This window comes from Alphaproteobacteria bacterium US3C007 (assembly GCA_034423775.1).
Taxonomy (GTDB): Bacteria; Pseudomonadota; Alphaproteobacteria; order Rhodobacterales; family Rhodobacteraceae; genus Thalassovivens; species Thalassovivens spotae.
Map to the genome: position 1 here is coordinate 1308598 of CP139918.1, position 18351 is coordinate 1326948.

Annotated in this window: 16 protein-coding genes; 7 read left to right on the forward strand and 9 right to left on the reverse strand. The window is 52.2% G+C overall.

Annotated elements, in window-relative coordinates:
* The 8 genes from doeA to UM181_06365 all read right to left on the reverse strand — a co-directional run bounded on the left by doeA (position 1) and on the right by UM181_06365 (position 8604).
* Positions 1-1188 carry an ectoine hydrolase DoeA gene (doeA, locus tag UM181_06330; GenBank protein ID WQC64216.1) on the reverse strand — a complete coding sequence of 396 codons (1188 nt, stop codon included), beginning with the start codon at positions 1186-1188 and terminating at the stop codon, positions 1-3.
* A gap of 4 nt (positions 1189-1192) precedes the next feature.
* The gene (locus UM181_06335; protein WQC64217.1) at positions 1193-2185 is read right to left on the reverse strand and encodes a cyclodeaminase; all 993 of its coding nucleotides are present in this window, start codon (positions 2183-2185) and stop codon (positions 1193-1195) included.
* A 9-nt stretch (positions 2186-2194) separates the two neighbouring features.
* Positions 2195-3190 carry a hydroxyectoine utilization dehydratase EutB gene (gene eutB / locus UM181_06340; protein WQC64218.1) on the reverse strand — a complete coding sequence of 332 codons (996 nt, stop codon included), beginning with the start codon at positions 3188-3190 and terminating at the stop codon, positions 2195-2197.
* Positions 3191-3200: 10 nt separating this feature from the next.
* Positions 3201-3971 (reverse strand): ectoine utilization protein EutA, encoded by a 771-nt coding sequence (locus tag UM181_06345; protein ID WQC64219.1) that lies wholly within the window; start codon positions 3969-3971, stop codon positions 3201-3203.
* Between the two features lie 144 nt (positions 3972-4115).
* The gene (locus UM181_06350; GenBank protein ID WQC64220.1) at positions 4116-5012 is read right to left on the reverse strand and encodes an ABC transporter permease; all 897 of its coding nucleotides are present in this window, start codon (positions 5010-5012) and stop codon (positions 4116-4118) included.
* Positions 5013-5016: 4 nt separating this feature from the next.
* Entirely contained in the window at positions 5017-6285 is a 1269-nt protein-coding gene (locus UM181_06355) for an ABC transporter permease (GenBank protein WQC64221.1), read from the reverse strand.
* Positions 6286-6365: 80 nt separating this feature from the next.
* On the reverse strand, positions 6366-7457 hold the full coding sequence (locus UM181_06360) for an extracellular solute-binding protein (protein ID WQC64222.1): 1092 nt from the start codon (positions 7455-7457) through the stop codon (positions 6366-6368).
* A 76-nt stretch (positions 7458-7533) separates the two neighbouring features.
* On the reverse strand, positions 7534-8604 hold the full coding sequence (locus UM181_06365; GenBank protein WQC64712.1) for an ABC transporter ATP-binding protein: 1071 nt from the start codon (positions 8602-8604) through the stop codon (positions 7534-7536).
* Between the two features lie 261 nt (positions 8605-8865).
* On the opposite strand from UM181_06365, the gene UM181_06370 reads away from it, so the two are divergent.
* Genes UM181_06370 through dxs form a run of 4 tightly spaced genes read left to right on the forward strand, consistent with a single transcriptional unit; the run spans position 8866 to position 12849 of the window.
* On the forward strand, positions 8866-9798 hold the full coding sequence (locus UM181_06370; protein WQC64223.1) for a histone deacetylase family protein: 933 nt from the start codon (positions 8866-8868) through the stop codon (positions 9796-9798).
* The gene (locus UM181_06375; GenBank protein ID WQC64224.1) at positions 9795-10037 is read left to right on the forward strand and encodes an exodeoxyribonuclease VII small subunit; all 243 of its coding nucleotides are present in this window, start codon (positions 9795-9797) and stop codon (positions 10035-10037) included. Before UM181_06370 ends, UM181_06375 begins: the two co-directional genes overlap by 4 nt.
* The gene (locus UM181_06380; protein WQC64225.1) at positions 10037-10906 is read left to right on the forward strand and encodes a farnesyl diphosphate synthase; all 870 of its coding nucleotides are present in this window, start codon (positions 10037-10039) and stop codon (positions 10904-10906) included. The genes UM181_06375 and UM181_06380 overlap by 1 nt, the downstream gene beginning before the upstream one ends.
* 17 nt (positions 10907-10923) lie before the next feature.
* Complete coding sequence (gene dxs, locus UM181_06385) at positions 10924-12849, forward strand: 1-deoxy-D-xylulose-5-phosphate synthase (protein ID WQC64226.1); 1926 nt, start codon at positions 10924-10926, stop codon at positions 12847-12849.
* A 328-nt stretch (positions 12850-13177) separates the two neighbouring features.
* On the opposite strand, the gene UM181_06390 is transcribed toward dxs, so the two are convergent.
* Positions 13178-14044 (reverse strand): SDR family oxidoreductase, encoded by an 867-nt coding sequence (locus UM181_06390; protein ID WQC64227.1) that lies wholly within the window; start codon positions 14042-14044, stop codon positions 13178-13180.
* Positions 14045-14057: 13 nt separating this feature from the next.
* On the opposite strand from UM181_06390, the gene UM181_06395 reads away from it, so the two are divergent.
* From UM181_06395 to UM181_06405, 3 genes are all read left to right on the forward strand, one after another.
* Positions 14058-14768 carry a class I SAM-dependent methyltransferase gene (locus UM181_06395; protein WQC64228.1) on the forward strand — a complete coding sequence of 237 codons (711 nt, stop codon included), beginning with the start codon at positions 14058-14060 and terminating at the stop codon, positions 14766-14768.
* 91 nt (positions 14769-14859) lie between these two features.
* Entirely contained in the window at positions 14860-16041 is a 1182-nt protein-coding gene (locus tag UM181_06400) for an acetyl-CoA C-acyltransferase family protein (GenBank protein ID WQC64229.1), read from the forward strand.
* A 112-nt stretch (positions 16042-16153) separates the two neighbouring features.
* Entirely contained in the window at positions 16154-18337 is a 2184-nt protein-coding gene (locus UM181_06405) for an ATP-binding protein (GenBank protein ID WQC64230.1), read from the forward strand.
* Positions 18338-18351: the final 14 nt, after the last annotated feature.

Here is an 18351-nt window from a genome sequence, read left to right on the forward strand (position 1 = left end):
TTATTCCTTTACGAACAATTCACGGGGTACATCCGCCAAGCACTCATAGCCGGTCTGTGTGATGCGGATACTTTCGGTGATCTCAAAGCCCCAATCCTGCATCCACAGCCCAGTCATGAAATGGAAGGTCATATTTTCCTGCAGCACGGTTTTGTCCCCGGGGCGTAAAGACATGGTGCGCTCTCCCCAATCGGGGGGGTAGCTGGCACCGATGGAATAACCGGTACGGTTGTCTTTTTCGATGCCATATTTTTTCAAAACACCAAAAAATGCAGTGGCAATATCTTCACAAAGATTGCCGGCGCGCGCCTGTTCAAGCCCCGCGTCCATGCCTTCCAAAACGGCTTTCTCAGCGTTCAGAAACGTATCGGTTGGTTTGCCTAGAAACATCGTGCGCGAAAGCGGGCAGTGATAGCGATGCACAACACCGGCAATCTCGAAAAATGTGCCTTCGCCGCGTTTCAAGGGCTGATCATCCCATGTGAGATGCGGCGCGGCGGCATCCGGCCCCGAGGGCAATAAAGGCACCAGAGCGGGATAATCGCCACCCGTGCCAATATCGGCATCATAGCGCAAAGCGGCATCGTAAATCTCGGCCACAAGATCGCATTTGCGCATTCCAACCTCTGCGCGTTGCCGGATCCGCTCATGCATCCGGCCAACGATTTTGCCGGCTTGTCGCATATAGGCCAGCTCGGCCTCTGATTTGACCGCACGCTGCCAATTCACCAGCGCTGTTGCATCTTGGAATTTACTATTTGGCAAATGTCTCTGAAGCGCTTGGTAGGCGGCGGCTGAAAACCAATAATTGTCCATTTCAACGCCAATACGCGCGCCATCTAGCCCTAGGGTGGTTATTTGCGCGGCAAGATAATCCATCGGGTGACGCTCGGTGGATTGCACATAGTGATCCGGATAGCCGATAATATTGCTCTCGGGCATGAACACTGTGCGCAAAGCGCCGCGGCCATCTTGTGCGCGGCCAAACCAAATCGGATCGCCATGCAAGCCTAAAACCACGCATTGATGCACGTAAAATGACCAGCCATCATAGCCTGTCAGCCAGTTCATGTTGCTGGGGTCCGAAAGGATCAGCAAAGAGAGGCCACGCAGCTCCATTTCCTGCCGGGTGATTTTGATGCGCTGTTCAAATTCGGCGCGGCTAAAATGTAAAACCGGGGCGATCATTGGTTCAACTCCTAAAAACGGATCCCTGCTTGAGTTCTTGGGCGCGTTGGCGCGCAAAAGCAGCGATTACTGTATCTTGAAGCCCGGTGCCGGTAAGATCGGCAATTGAAATTTGTTCTGCGGATTGCCGGCCGGGGGCTTTACCGGCAATGATATCACCCAGTTCGGGAAAGATTTCGGTATCTGCGACATGATTTGCCGCAATTGCACTGCGCAATTCACCCAATTTGCTGGTTTGTGATTGTCGATCCGGCACATACAGATCCGCGCGCGCCAAACAGGCCGGCTCTAATTCACATTTATGATCCTGATCTGAGCCCATGGCCGTAATATGTTGGCCCGGTTGCAGCCAATTGGCTTGGATGAGCGGTGACGCGGATGGGGTTGTGGTGACGATAATATCAGCCCCTTGCACTGCATGTTTGGCCGTTTCTGCAACCGTAATAGGGATATTTAACTCCAAGCTCAGGCTTTTGGCGCAGGCGGCTGCTTTTGCGGTATCGCGGGCCCAGATTTTAGCCTGCTGGATCTCGCGCACCAAGCATAGGGCTTTCAGCTGCAGCTTGGCTTGCGTGCCCGCGCCGATGATACAGGCGGTTTCTGATTCTGGGCGCGCTAAACAGTTTGCGGCCACGGCGCCCGCTGCTGCGGTGCGGATATCGGTGAGATACCCGTTGTCTAAAAGCAGCGCTTCCAGCATGCCGGTCTTTGCGCTGAACACCACCATCAACCCTGAGGTGCTGGGAAGGCCCAAGCTGGGATTGTCAAAAAACCCAGGTGACATTTTGATCGCGAATGAAGGAATGCCGGGCACATAAGCGGTTTTCACATCGACTTCGCCATTATGCGCGGCAATCGCCATTGACAGGATTGGCGGCATTACAACCTGCCCACCCGCCAACGCTTTAAAACCCTGTTCCACGCAGTTGATCGCTGCCAGATCCAGCGGCACTAATCTGCGCAATTCATCTTGGGTTAACAACGTGACTTCCGGCATAGAATGCTCCTATAGATTTGATATATCTACGTTTTCGCCTGAAATAATGCGGTGATGCACAGAGAGGTCAATATTGCCACCGGTCACGCAGGCAATGGTGTTGCCTTCTGGCTTGACCTTTTGGCTGAGCAAGGCGGCCAAACAAACGGCGCCAGAGCCTTCGATGATTTGCCGTTCTTGCCAATAGGCATGGCGGATGGCCTGCGCGATTTCTATTTCACTGACCAAGATAAACTCATCTACAAGGTTTTGGGTAATATTGAAGGTGATTTGATTATCAAGGCCAATACCGCCCCCCAGAGAATCCGCCAACGTGGCTTCTTCTTTCACCAATATGGGTTTACCGGCTTGTAAACAGGCATGCATTGCGGCGCCGCGTTCCATGCTGACAGCAATGATTTTCACGTCTTTTTTCAACGCTTTCAATGCGCTGGCGACGCCTGAAATAAGACCACCGCCTGATACGGGCACCAAAACGGTTTGAAGCCCGGGCAGTGCTTCAAACAGCTCAAGGCCAAGGCTGGCTTGCCCGGTCACAATATCGGGGTGGTCAAAAGGCGGGATCATCGTCATGCCCTGCTCTGCTACCAGATGGTCTACTTCGATTTGTGCGTCATCTTGCGACTGACCGATAATCCGCACTTCTGCGCCCAGCGCTTTAATGCCATCAATCTTATTTTGTGGAACCAATTGCGACATGCAGATGATGCAGCGCACGCCGTTTTCTTGCGCGGCATGGGCCAGGCCGCGGCCATGATTGCCGGTCGAAACGCCGACAACGCCGCGCTGCTTTGCCGTCTCGGGCAAGGCCATGACCGCGTTGCTGGCACCGCGCAATTTGAAGCTATTGGTGATCTGATGATGTTCAAGCTTGAGGTGAACGGGGGTTTTGCTCAGCCTGCTTAAGCTTTCTGAGGTGACCAGAGGGGTTGTTCGAATGCAGGGCGCGATGCGTTGCGCCGCAGTTTTGATATCGCTCAGTTCGATGGGGCTTTGAAAGGTCATTTGGGGGCTCCTATCGCAGGGCATGCTTGAACAAGCGGCCCCATTTACCGGCATCAACCCGTAAATTTGCATGATGCGCCAATTCCCAAGCACAGGCTTGATTTGAGGTCACAACCGGTTTGCCGGTTTGGCGTTCCAACTCGGCGACCACATCCGCAGCTTGCAGCGCGGTGCAGGATAAAAAGAAGGCATCGGTTTGGTTGGTTTGGCTGGCCAGCGCCGCTTTGATGATGCTTGCAGGATCAACGCGTGCCATATCCAAATCGCTTTCAAGTCCCAAGCAAAGAAATTTCGCCAATGACAATCCTTGGGCTTGGAAATAGGCGGCCATGGGCTGGCTGGTTTCCACCAAATAGGGCGTCACCACCGAAATATGCTTTGCGCCCAGGGTTTTTAGAGCCCGGACAGCTGCCCCGCTGGGGGTCACCACGGGCAAATTTGGGCGCGCGGCATGCACCAAAGCTTTGATCGCATCATCCCCAATCACCACCGAGGCGGCCGTGCAACTATAGCAAATAGCGTCAAGCCGTTCCTCGGGCAGAATGAGCCGCGCCGCTTGGGTGATAAGCGGTGCCATTTTACGCAGATTTTCAGGCGTTGTTGGATTTTCAAACGCTACCCGTGTTACGTAAACACCCAGCCTTTCCATCGGCAGGATACGCGCAAAATCGCGCTCTGCCGTAACATCTGTTGATAGGGCGATAACACCAATTTTTTTGTTTTTATCAGGCGGATCATAGGTCAAATCCCCGGCATAAAGGCCAATATTTACATCATCCATGGGTCAGCTCCCGGCGCCGCGATCGCCGCGCTAAAACGTCCAATTTTAAACGTAAACATATTGGGTAATGAGGTGGATGCGGCGCTTTACAGCGCCGCCTAAGGTCAAAATCTTTGTAAGGATCACCAGCCCCGTTCAATCAGGTTACCCCGGGCTGACGCCGCGCAACCGTTCGGAACGGCGGCGCAACAATTCCACCACAGTCAACAGAACGATGGAGATGATGACTAAGATTGTAGCCGCCGCCAGAATGGTGGGCGAGATTTCTTGGCGGATACCGGCCCACATTTGGCGCGGCAGCGTCAGCTGGTCGGCGCCGGCCAGAAAAATCACCACAACCACTTCATCAAATGAGGTGATGAAGGCGAACAGCGCGCCTGAGATTACACCCGGTAAGATCAAGGGCATTTGAATTTTAAAAAATGTCCGCGTTGGGCCGGCGCCAAGATTGGCCGCAGCTTTGCGCAGATTGTCATCAAAGCCAACCAATGTGGCCGTCACTGTGATCACCACAAAGGGCAAGCCCAAGATCGCATGCGCGATGACCAATCCAACATGCGAGGCGACAAGGTCGAAGCGCGCACCAAATATCGTGATTGAAAACAAGGCAAATCCAGCCGCAGTGATGATCAAAGGCACGATCATCGGTGAAATTAGCAACGCCATGAAAAGCTTACGCCCCGGCATATGAGAGCGGCTTAAGCCCAAAGCGGCGAGCGTACCCAAGACGGTGGACAATAGGGTTGCGAAAATACCGATGATGATCGAGTTTTTGAACCCGATCATCCATTTGTCGCTGCACACCGTGGTTTTGATATCCTCGCACATTCCAAACAGGTTTTGGTACCAGCGTACAGAAAAACCTTCGGCTTTCAGCGCCAACATTTCTGGTGTGAAGCTCAGGAAGGGGCTTGATGTGAAAGAAAGGGGGATCACGATAATCAGCGGGGCCACAAGGAAGAACAACACCAATCCGCAGATTGTTAAATAGGTATAATGCCAGATACGCTGACCGGTGGTTGCATAAATAGGAAGCGCCATGTTGTTATCCCAACCTCATATTGTCGATACCGACGATCTTATCATAAACCCAATATAGGATTAGAATTGCTGACAGCAGGATCACGCCCATTGCGGATGCCAGTCCCCAGTTTAGCGATTTTCGCAAATGATAGGCGATTTGGTTGCCGATCATTTGACCATCTTTTCCGCCGACCAATTCGGGCGTAATGAAATAACCGATTGCCACGATAAACACCAAAATCACACCTGCCCCAATACCGGGAATGGTTTGAGGCATGTAGACTCGGATAAAGGCGCGCGCCGGGGTTGCCCCTAAATTCTGCGCAGCTTTCATATAGGTTGGGGGAATACCGCGCATTACCGAATAGAGCGGAAGGATCATAAAGGGCAGCAAAACTTGCGTCATTACGATCAGCGTCCCGTTGAAATTATACATTAAGGGCAGGCGGTTTTCATCGCTTATAATCCCCAAACCAACAAGCGAATCGTTCAATACCCCCTGCTGTTGTAGCATAATCATCCAAGCCACGATCCGCACCAAAAGCGATGTCCAAAACGGCATAAGAACGCAGATCATCAGCAGGTTTGAGATCCGCAGGGGCAACGTGGCCAGCAGATAGGCAACAGGAAAGGCCAAGACAAGGCAGGCGATCGTAACGATGGTCGAGACCAGCAGCGTGCGTTTCCAAAACATGACGTAGACGCGGCGGTTTTCCGGCTGCATGATTACGTTTTTTTTATCATCATAGGTGCGGTCAATCGCGTTCCAATAATACCCCGCTGTGGTTCTGTCTTTCATAATTCCAAGAGATCTCCAGAACTCGACATCTCCCCAGCGCTTATCAGCCTTTATCATTTGCGCTTGAAGCGGTTGTTCGGCATCTATTTTCTTGAACTTGCGGTTTGATTTTTTGATCAGGCTTTTCCAGCCTGATTTTGCATAGTTCATTCGGGTTGAGACTTTGCCGATTTGAAGTTTTGCGGCCGATGTAAGATCTAAATACATCGCCTCGAAATGCGGCTCGCCGGGCAGGTCAACGCCATCCCACTGCTCATAAATGGCCATCGTTCGGGGCAAGACGTCATTGACAAAACTGTCATCAATACTTTTTTGAAAGAGCGCGTAAATCGGCCATACAAATAGAATTAAAATGAATAAAGCCGGTCCAGCCACTAGGCCAAAGGCGCGAAGCTTTTCCCGCCTCAAAGAGGCTTTTAAGCTTTTTTTCAGCGGAATACCATCCGCCGTCATCATTTGTCCGGCTTGCGCGTTGGCTGCGACATCACTCATGCGAAAGAACTTTCGAAATAGTCGGAAATTAAAAAAGGGCGCACGCTCGCGCGCCCTTTGTAAAAGCTTACGTCAAAGGCTTATTGGCCCATCCACGCTTGGTAACGCTCTTGCAATTCATCACCGTTATCCGCCCACCAATCAGGGTCAGCAACGATTGAATCTGCCATCACGTCGGCGCGGTTTGGCATATGCTCAAGGATATTCACACCCGTGTTGAACCAAGGCTCACCGGCGGCGATGATATCCAAAGCAGATGTCCGCATTGGGCCATAATTGATCCAGCGTGCTTGTTCTGCTTGCGCAGTTGGAGAAGAGGCAAAGCCAGCGAAATCAAGAGCTGCGTCCATGTTTGGAGCGCCGGTCAAGATGCCAATCCATTCTTCTTCCAGAACCTGACCATGCCAAATAGACACAAAGTTTGTGCCGTCATTCAGGTTTGCACCACCCACACGGCCGTTATAGGCCAATGACATTGAGACTTCACCCGAAGAAACCAGCTCAAGCGGTTTTGCACCAGCAGACCAAAACACAACGTCATCTTTGATTGTGTCAAGCTTTGCAAAGGCACGATCTGCGCCCGCTTCGGTTTCAAGCGTTGAATAGATATCTTCTTTGGCAACACCATCGGCAAATAGGGCCATTTCTAGGATCGCGTTTGCCCATGTGTGAACGCCGCGCTTGCCAGGGAAGGCTGCAGTGTCAAAGAAATCCATGATTGTGTCTGGCTGCTCACCAGAAAAAGTACCTTCATTATAGAACGCTTGATATGTCCACCAGATTTGTGGGATCGCGCATTTATTCGGACGCGGTACCATCAGGTCCTCATCCATGGATTTGCCGTCAGCAGTTTTCACAAAAATATCATCTGGTACTTCGATGAACAGGCCTTCGTCACAGCCGGTACGGATTTGGTCGGGAAGAACGTCAACGATATCCCAAGTTACATTGCCGCTTTCAACCTGTGTTCTGACTTCGCCCAAACCACCATTGTAGTTTTCCCAATGGATTGATTTGCCGGTTTTGGCTTCCCATGGCTCACCATAGGCTTTTTGCTGCGACGCCGTGTAACCACCACCCCATGATGTTACGGTCAGGTCGGATGCTAGCGCGCCGGTCGCTGTCAATGCGATCGTTGCAGCAGCCATTTTAAACGTATTTGATAGCTTCATTCATACTCTCCTTGTTGGTTCCCCGGTTCGCCGGGGTTTCTAATGTGAACGGCAAAAGCCTACTCACAAATCTTCATCATGCATCAAGCGCACGACAATCACTGACATCCCAGCTGACGGTGGTTTTTTCACCCACATTCAAATGCGTATGGCCGGCTGAGTTGGCAACTTTTACAACGAAATCTTCGTTGCCCATAACGTTCATGCGGCAGCGGATATGGTCTCCAAGGTAAATGAGTTCTTTAACCTCTGCATCAATCGCGTTTGAACCACTTTTTTGCCCCAATTGCACCCGCTCGGGGCGGATCGACAAAACCGTTTTTGTGCCCACGCCACCACAATTAATCGCCAGCGCTTCGCCTTTTGAACCATTGCCATAATCAACGATGGCGGTGTCGCCTTTCAGCTCGGAAACGGTGGCTTCAATGCGATTATTTTCACCGATAAATTGCGCCACGAAGGCGTTGTCAGGCCGTTCATATAGGTCGCTTGGCGGCGCCAGCTGCTGGATAATACCATCGTCAAACACGGCGATACGGTCTGACATGGTGAGCGCTTCGGATTGATCATGCGTCACGTAAACAACGGTAACGCCAAGCCTGTCATGCAAATGCTTGATTTCAAATTGCATATGTTCGCGCAACTGTTTGTCAAGCGCCCCCAAGGGCTCATCCATTAAGACCAGATCGGGTTCAAATACTAAGGAACGCGCCAGAGCAATCCGTTGCTGCTGCCCACCAGAAAGCTGCGCGGGGCGGCGATTGCCAAAGGCGCTCATTTGCACCATGTCCAGCGCTTTTTTAACGTTGGCTTCCCGCTCTGATTTGCTTTGTCCGCGCACTTCTAAAGGAAAGGCTAGGTTTTCGTTCACCGTCATATGCGGAAATAGCGCGTAGTTTTGAAACACCATGCCGATTCCACGCTTGTGAGGGGGAATATTATTGATCGGTTTGCCTCCCAATAAAATCTCACCATGGGTGGCTGTTTCAAAACCGGCCAACATCATAAGGCAGGTTGTTTTACCCGATCCAGAGGGCCCGAGCATCGTTAAAAATTCACCTTTGCCAACACTCAGGTTTAAATCTTTAACAACTAAATTTTCGCCATCATAACTTTTTTGTACTTTTGTGAATTCTACGAATCCCATTTCGCCAGAGTCAGTTGTCAAAAGGCACCTACCAGTGTGAATTGTTTCTCAGTTGAAATAATTCAAACATATGGTCGTAGATATGGCAATAGGCAGCGCTTTTTAGTTTAAAAACGACATAGCCGTTTCGCGTTTGCGTGTTTGCAGTTGATTGCCGAGCTTAATTCAATCGAAATGTTAGAATGATTCTGCCTTGCTGTTGGTAGTTTTTTTTTCAATAAAATGTCTCACATGCGATAAATTTTAGAAGCGATTAAAATTATGTCTTCAAGCACTGTTCTGATCACGCACCCTGATTGCCTCGGCCATGAAACACCGCAAGGCCATCCGGAACAAATCGCCCGGCTAGAAGTTTTGTTAAAAGCGCTTGAGCGCTTGCCTGTAGAGGTTTTGTCAGCGCCTTTGGCGCAAGAGGCCGATCTTTTAAGCGTGCATCCACAGCATTATCTTGACGCGCTGCGCGCAGCGTCCCCAGCGCATGGCAGCGCCGCGCTGGATGCAGATACGCATCTGTCTGCGGGCTCGTTGAAGGCAGCTTATCGGGCGGCTGGCGGCGTTTTATTGGCTGTAGATCAGGTTCTTTCGGGCGCTGCGCAAAATGCTTTTGTGGCCACGCGCCCGCCTGGACATCACGCTGAAACCGCCAAAGCGATGGGGTTTTGCCTTTTTGGAAATGCTGCTTTGGGGGCAAAATATGCGCTAGATCGATATGGACTGCAGCGCGTGGCTGTGGTGGATTTTGATGTGCATCACGGCAATGGCACGCAGGATCTGCTTTGGGAAGAGCCGCGCGCTTTGTTTGTCAGCACGCATCAGATGCCACTTTGGCCAGGTAGCGGTGCGCCGGACGAGAAAGGCGCGTTTGACAATATTATAAACCTGCCGCTTGCGCCTGAAACCGATGGGCAAGCGATGCGGACGCTGTATCGGGAAACCGTCCTGCCACATTTACGGGCGTTCCGGCCGGATTTGCTGATTATTTCAGCTGGGTTTGACGCGCATTCCTCGGATCCTTTGGCGCAATTAAACTGGTGCGTTGAAGATTTTGCTTGGCTCACGCAGGAATTATGCGCTTTGGCAGCAGAACTCTGCCAAGGACGGGTGGTCTCGGTGCTCGAAGGCGGCTATGATTTGCCTGCTTTGGCTGCATCGGCCAAAGCCCATGTTGAAAAATTATTGGAGGCGACAAAATGAGCCAAACCCCTGTAGATCAAATGAGTTTTGAACAAGCAATGGCCGAACTTGAGCAGGTGGTTGGTCAGCTTGAGCGCGGGGATGTTGCTTTAGAGCAATCAATTCAGCTTTATGAACGTGGGGCTGAGTTGAAAAAACGCTGCGCGGATAAATTGAAAGAAGCCGAAGAAAAAGTGAATGCAATCACTTTAGACGCCAATGGCGCCGCCAGCGGCACCACTTCCGTTCCCGATCTTTGATGTTTCGCGCCGCACTTGAGGCCAATGCTGCGCATGTGCAAGCGCATTTGGATCAGCAATTGGCCTTGCTTGAAACCTCAGAAGTGGCCAAAGCGATGGCCTATAGTCTGCAAGGGGGAAAGCGTCTGCGGGCGTTTTTGGTCATGCAGAGCGCGGCGCTGTTCGATATCGGCCCCAGCCAGGCTATTTGGCCTGCTTGCGCGATTGAAGCGGTGCATGCCTATTCCTTAGTGCATGACGATCTGCCTTGCATGGATGATGATGATCTGCGCCGCGGCAAGCCAACCGTGCATAAGGCCTGGGATCAGGCCACGGCCGTTTTGGCGGGTGATGCGCTGCACGCTTTTGGGTTCGAGCTCAGTTTAAACCCGCAGGCCAGCCCTAATCCGGCGATTCGTGCAGATCTGGCGCTGTCATTGGCGCAAGCCGGGGGCGCAGGGGGTATGGTTTTGGGGCAGGCTTTGGATATCGCGGCCGAAACCGCGGCCCAGCCTTTAACGCTTGAAGAAATTATTACGCTGCAACAGGGAAAAACCGGCGCGTTGATTGCCTGGTCGGCAGAAGCGGGCGCGCGCTTGGCAGCTGCAGATATCGCGCCCTTGACGGCCTATGCGCGCGCGATCGGTTTGGCCTTTCAAATTGCTGATGACATTCTAGATATTGAGGGAGATCCGGAAAAAGCTGGCAAACGGTTGCAAAAAGATGAGGCGGCCGGCAAAGCGACATTCGTAACATTGCTTGGCTTAGACGGTGCAAAGCGGCGTGCCAAAGCGCTGGTGGCCAACGCCTGCGACGCATTGGCACCCTTTGGATCTGAGGCAAACAGCTTGCAGCGCTGCGCCGAGTTCATTATTGCCCGCGACAATTAACAAAGCGATAAGGCCAGATGACTGAGCGCCCCTATACCCCTTTGCTGGATCAAGTGCATGAGCCGGCGGATCTTAATTCGTTGAGCGATGCTGAGTTGCATCAATTGGCCGAGGAATTGCGCGCTGAAACCATTTCAGTTGTTTCTGAGACGGGGGGGCATTTGGGCGCTGGCTTGGGCGTGATTGAATTAACGGTGGCGCTGCACGCGGTGTTTCAGGCGCCCAAAGATAAGCTCATCTGGGATGTCAGCCATCAAAGCTATCCGCATAAAATCTTAACCGGGCGGCGCGCTAAGATGCGCAGTTTGCGCCAGAAAGATGGAATCAGCGGTTTCACCAAGCGCAGCGAAAGCCCCTATGATCCTTTTGGCGCAGCCCATTCCAGCACGTCGATCAGCGCTGCGTTGGGCTTCGCGGTTGCTGGGGATTTGGGCGGGCAAAGCGAGACTGGCCATGGGGATGCGATTGCGGTAATCGGCGATGGTGCGATGAGCGCGGGCATGGCTTATGAGGCGATGAACAATGCGGGCCATTTGAAGAAGCGCCTGATCGTGATTTTGAACGATAATGAAATGTCGATCGCGCCGCCTGTCGGTGCGCTTTCCACCTATTTGTCACAGCTTTATGCCGGGGCGCCCTTTCAAGATCTTAAAGATGTGGCAAAAGGGGCGATCAGCTTTCTACCCGAGCCTTTTCGCGAAGGTGCCAAACGCGCAAAAGATATGCTCAAGGGCATGGCCGTCGGGGGCACTTTGTTTGAAGCTTTGGGGTTTTCTTATTTAGGGCCTATAGATGGCCATGATCTGGATCAGTTGTTGCCAATTTTGCGCACTGTCCAGCAGCGGGCCGATGGGCCAATTTTACTGCATGTGATCACCAAAAAAGGCCGCGGCTACGGCCCTGCAGAACAGGCGCGCGATAAAGGTCATGCAACGGCAAAATTCGATGTGATGACGGGTGCGCAGCAAAAGGCAACGTCAAACGCGCCCAGCTACACCAAAGTTTTCGCCGATAGCCTGTTGCGCGAAGCCGGTGAAGACCCCCGCATCTGCGCCGTCACAGCTGCGATGCCCGATGGAACTGGATTAAACCTGTTTGCGCAGCGTTACCCGTCGCGCTGTTTTGATGTGGGCATTGCCGAACAGCATGGGGTGACTTTTGCTGCTGGATTGGCGGCTGGCGGCATGAGGCCGTTTTGCGCGATGTATTCTACCTTTTTGCAACGCGGATATGATCAGATCGTGCATGATGTGGCGATCCAAAATCTGCCTGTGCGTTTCGCGATTGATCGCGCCGGTCTGGTGGGGGCAGATGGCGCCACGCATGCTGGCAGTTTTGATGTGGCCTATCTGAGCAATTTGCCCGGAATGGTGGTGATGGCGGCCGCGGATGAGGCTGAACTGGTGCATATGGTGGCCACGGCCGCCGCGTATGATGCGGGGCCGATTGCCTTTCGTTATCCGCGTGGAGATGGCGAAGGCGTTGAGTTGCCCGAACGCGGAACTGTGTTGGAAATCGGTAAAGGCCGGCATATTCAAGCGGGCAGCCGCGTAGCGATTTTGTCTTTTGGCACGCGGTTGGGTGAAGTGATCAAGGCGGCCGAACTTTTAAACGCGCAGGGCATCACCCCCACTATCGCCGATGCGCGCTTTGCCAAACCGCTGGATCAGGCGCTTATTCTATCTTTGGCAGAAGACCATGAAGCGTTTATCACCGTTGAGGAAGGCGCTATTGGTGGTTTTGGCTCGCATGTTATGCAGTTACTTGCCGATCACGGCGTTTTTGATGCGGGCTTAAAATTCCGCTCAATGGTGTTTCCTGATGAGTTCATTGACCAAGCAAGCCCGACGGATATGTATAACACGGCCGGTTTAAACGCGCAGCATATTGCCGAAAAAGTTATGAGTTTGTTGCAACAGAGAAAAGCAATTGCGCAGGGCTAAGCCGACGCTTCTTGCCTGTTTGTACTGAAACGAAAAAACTGTTTGCGGGCCTAACGCGGTGGCTGCATCTGGTTTGAGAGAATTGCAAAATCTCTTCAATGTCTGCTTGGGGCGGATGGCGCTGTCTTAAAACGGCTTAACCTTTGTAAAGAGGGCCTGCGCCGGTTTGGTTGAAAGGGTTTCAGCTTTTTTCAAAGATTTTCTGACGGGCACTTAAAAGGAAGTGATGCGCCATTTTGATCCGCCGCGCTGAAGAATGGCGGCTTGGACGTAAAAGCCACGTTGATAAGCCGCTATTTTCTATAGCGCCTTTGCGAGCGCCGTTCAGTTACGATTGGTTTTTGGTTTCTTCTTCCAACAAGGCGGGCAGACCGTCACGATAGCTGGGATAAAGCAGGTTTACACCAAGCTCGGTTTTAATGCGCTGGTTGCGAACTTTTTTGCTTTCGGCGTAAAAACTGCGCGCCATCGGGCTTAGATCGGCCTTTTCAAACGCGATTTCTGCTGGCAAAGGCGTGTTCAGCAAGGCGGCCGCATGTCCGATCACGTCTTGTGGAGGGGCCGGATCATCATCGCATACGTTATAGATCGCGCCAGGATTGGGCGAGTGCAGCGAGGCTTTTAACACTTGTGCAATATCGGCCACATGGATGCGGCTGAAAATTTGATTGGGTTTTATAATGCGCTGGGCTGTGCCTTGGCGCACCTTTGAAAACGGGCCTCGGCCAGGGCCATAAATTCCGGCCAAACGAAAAATATGCAAAGGCAAATCTGGTATTGCCTGCCAGGCCTGCTCGGCGTTTAAACGCAGCTTGCCCCGGCGGGTCGACGGGGTAAGAGGTGTGGTTTCATCGACCCAATTGCCCGCATGATCGCCATAGACGCCCGTGGTGGATAAATAGCCTAGCCAGTCCAGTTTAGGCCCCTGTTTTTTAAAGAAAGACGAAAACCGGCCCAGAACCGGATCTCCCTGCGCCTCGGGCCCGGCTGAAATCAAAACCGCATCAGCGCGCGCCAAAGCGGCGTCGATATCGGGGCTGTCCCAAAGCAAAGGGGTAACGTTGTCTTGGCGCATCTGTTCTTGCTTTTCAGGCTTGCGGGTGGTGCCCGTAATGGCCCAATCTGTTTTGGGCAGCGCGCGTGAAAGCGCTTGCGCTGTATATCCATGTCCGAATGAAAAAAGATGTTTCTGCATAGGCTATTTGCCCATGTTCGCGCAGCGCCCGCAAGCGGCTTTGATAATTTTGCTTGATTTTTCACAACCGTCCTGCTGCAATCGCTGGATGAGTGAAAAAGATCCTGATTTAGAAGCGGCTTATGCCCTGTCCGGCGCCGAAGAAAACAGGGCGCTCTATGCGCGTTGGGCGCCCGATTATGATCGGGGCTTTGCGGCGGATATGGATTATATCTTACCCCAACACGTGGCATTATATTTTAGTAGGTTTGAGTCTGAGGGGCCTGTTTTAGATGTCGGGGCGGGCACCGGCTTGCTGGGCGTTTGTTTAGCGGATCAGGACACTGGTCCGATTGATGCGCTGGATCTTTCGTCTGAAATGCTTGAGGTTGCGCGACAAAAGAATATCTATCGCGATTTAATTACAGCGGATTTAGAACAAGCTTTGCCGCTGCCGGCTGCGCATTATGGCGCGGTGGTCAGCGCCGGTACATTTACCAATGGTCATTTGGGCCCGGATGTTCTGGATGCGCTGATAGATCTGGGCAAACCCTCGGCGCTGTTTGTGGTTTCCATCAACGCCGCGCATTGGCAAAGCCAAGGCTTCGCGCGCAAATTTTCGGCTCTGGCCGGCGTAGTTTCGGATTTAAAAGTTTTTGAGGTGCCCATTTACGGCGCGCAGGCACGCGGATCGCATAGCGCTGATCTTGCAAAGATTGCGGTTTTTCGACGGGCGGCGCCATAGCTAAAAATTTGTATGATAAGTGACGGAACGTTTTGGCTGACAGGGCGCGTTTTGGCTTTTAGCACTACGGGAAAGATAACAGAGGTGGAAGATGAACGAGATTGTGATTTTAGACGGCGCACGCACCGCAATTGGAACTTTTGGCGGGATGTTGGCCGGAACCTCTCCCATCGAATTGGCAACGGTTGTTAGCAAAGCGGCGCTGGAAAGATCCGGGGTTGAGGGCGCACAAATTGGCCAGGTTGCCTTTGGTCATGTGATCAATACGGAACCTAAAGATATGTATTTAAGCCGGGTTGCAGCCCTGCAGGCTGGTGTGTCTGAAACGACAGCGGCAATGAATGTGAACCGGCTTTGCGGATCCGGGGCGCAAGCGATTGTTTCGGTCATTCAATCTTTGATGCTGGGGGATGCCGATTTTGGATTGGCTGGCGGTGCAGAAAATATGAGTCGCTCTCCGTTTATTTTGCAGGATCAGCGTTGGGGGGCAAAAATGGGCGATGTGCGCACGTTGGATATGATGCTTGGGGCGCTGAATTGTCCTTTTGGCACCGGTCATATGGGCGTTACGGCGGAAAATGTGGCGGCAGAGCATGATGTTTCAAGGGCGGAACAAGATGCGTTTGCGATGACCAGTCAAACCCGCGCGGCTGCCGCCATCCGTGATGGGCGTTTTGAAGACCAGATTACTCCGGTATCGGTGAAAGTGAAGCGCGATAAGGTTGATTTTATTTGCGATGAACACCCCAAACAGACGGATGAGGCCGCGTTGGCCGGGTTACGCCCGGTGTTCCAAAAAGACGGCTCGGTGACGGCGGGCAATGCGTCAGGGATCAATGATGGCGCCGCAGCCTTGGTTTTGGCGCAAGCCTCCGCTGCGCAAATGGCAGGGCTGCGCCCGCGGGCGCGGGTATTGGGATATGCGCATGCGGGCGTGCGCCCCGCGGTGATGGGGATTGGGCCCATACCCGCCGTGCAAAACCTATTGCAGAAAACTGGTCTGACCGTTGAAGATTTTGACGTGATTGAATCCAACGAAGCTTTTGCGGCGCAGGCTTTGGCGGTTAATAAAGCCTTGGGGCTGGATGCAGCGCGGGTGAACCCAAATGGCGGCGCGATCGCACTGGGCCATCCGGTTGGCGCCACCGGAGCGATTTTGGTGATAAAAGCTTTGCATGAGCTGGAACGCACCCAATCAGACCGCGCCTTGATCACCATGTGTATTGGGGGTGGTCAGGGGATCGCTTTGGCCATTGAACGGATTGCGGCCTAATCAAGGCCATTTTTGTTAAACAGGATATGCGGGTTTTAAACAGTTTTTAAGATAGCTTGGGATATTTTCTTGCGATTGATTGCATCGTTCCCAAGAGATCCCAGCGATGACTTTGGCCCGCCAACTTATTGCTGAGCGCCGCGCGCGCCTAAGCGCAGAACGCCTGCTGATCTTAAAGCAGGCCGAATTGTCGTTGGCAAACCAGAAGCTTGGGCTGCGCGCTGAAGCGCTGAGCGTTGAGATTGATACGGTTCGCAGCCAAAATGAGCGGGTGATCTCTGATTTAGGCGCTGCCACGCACCAGGTGCAGATTGCCGAACAACGGCTTTTTCTAGCCTTAGAAACGCTAAAAAATGGCTTTGCTGTTTTTGACGCATCTTCGCGGTTATTGATTGCTAATTCGGCTTATTTTTCAATCTTTGATGGTTTGCAGGCGATGCGCCCAGGGGTTTCATATTCGGATATTTTATCTTTTTTAACGCAAGAAGGTATTGTTGATACTGGCCATTTGGGCGCGGCGCAGTGGCGGCAGATGATGCTGCAGCGCTGGCAAGCACCGCAGCCGAAACCAAAAAATATAAAATTGTGGAATGGCCAAATGTTGCGTCTGATCGATCAGCGGGGCCCGATGGGTGATATGGTTAGTCTGGCGCATGATGTGACGGCGGCCTTGCGCTATAAGACAGTTATGAAAACCGCGCGCAAAACCGCCGAGGCAAATATGCGGGCAAAGGCTTCATTCTTGGCCAATATCAGCCATGAAATCCGCACGCCCTTGCATGGGGTGGTCGGGATGGCTGATTTGCTTTCGTCTACGGCGCTTAGCAAAGAGCAAAAGCTATTTACAGACACGATTAAAACCTCCAGTGAGTCGCTTTTGGTGATTTTGAAAGATGTGCTGGATTACTCAAAGATGGAGGCAGATCGCTTAACGTTGCGCCGCCAAAAATTTAACCTTGAGGTGGCGATCCATGATGTGCTGTCTGTTTTATCGCATAAAGCACAAGCCAAAGGTTTGCCGCTTTTTTTGGATTATGACGGCGCATGCGAAACTGATTTTATCGGTGATCCGGGCCGGATACGGCAAATTATGATAAATCTTATTGGAAACGCTTTAAAATTTACATCTCACGGTCATATCGCGATTGGGGTTAAAAAACTGTTCCGAGCAGAGAGCCATTCCTGCAAGTTACAGATCTGCGTGATTGATACAGGGGTTGGTATTCCGCCCGATCAAAGGAAGAATGTTTTTCAAGAATTTACCCAATTACAATCGAAAACGCCAAAGCGAGCGGAAAATCTAAGCGGCGAGGGCACAGGATTGGGTTTGGCGATTTGCCAAAAACTGGTCTCGTTGATGGGAGGTGATATTTGGGTTGAGGCGTCAGCTTGCGGAGGGGCTGACGTTGGCTTTACGATCGAACTGCAACCCTGCAAGCCGGCGCAGGATGAATGGCACGTCGTCAAGCCGCAATTATCGCATGTTCTTGTCATGTCAAAATGCCCAATTAAATGGTGCATTCTGCGCAATCAAATCGTTGGATTGGGTGGCAAGGTCAAACGGGTTCGATCCGTTCAGGCCGTGTTGCGGGCGGTCACGGCGAAAACCTCAGCCATATTATTTGCCGAACAGGAACAATCGAAAATAGAGGTGTTACTGCAACAGGCACCGCCCCGCATCGCGGATAAAATGGCAGCAAAAAGCATTTTTTTAAGTAAGGGTTCCGCGGGGGCACAAACTGATCTGGCGCCGCCGGCGCTTTCATCTGAGCTGGTTTTTTCTCGTTTAAGCCTGTTAAAAGCGTTGCAAAAGCCAAAGGCCGCCATCCAACCTGCGCAACCCGCCGTTCAGTTACAGGCGGGCAATCCAGCTGGCATCAAGGATGAGAGGTCTGAAACCTTCCAATTGCAAGTTCTTCTCGCGGAAGATAATAAAACCAACAGGTTGATTTTTGCCAAAATGATGCAGCGCTTTGGCGTAAGTTTGAGAGTGGCTTGCGATGGGCAGCACGCGGTTGATCTTTATAAAGCACAGCCCCCTGACATTATTTTTATGGATATTTCAATGCCCAAGCTTGATGGGTTGCAAGCGGCAAAAGTGATCCGTGGTTTGGATGAAGTTCGCGGGGTATATACGCCGATCATTGCCTTAACAGCCCATGCTATGCCGGGGGATGAAACGCGCATTTTAGCCGCTGGCATGGATCATTATTTAAGTAAGCCGGTGCGCCTTCAGTCGGTAGTGGATCAGTTACGCCATTTTCATCAACAGCGCTTGCGCGCACGCCCGCTTTAAGGTGGTATGCGCTG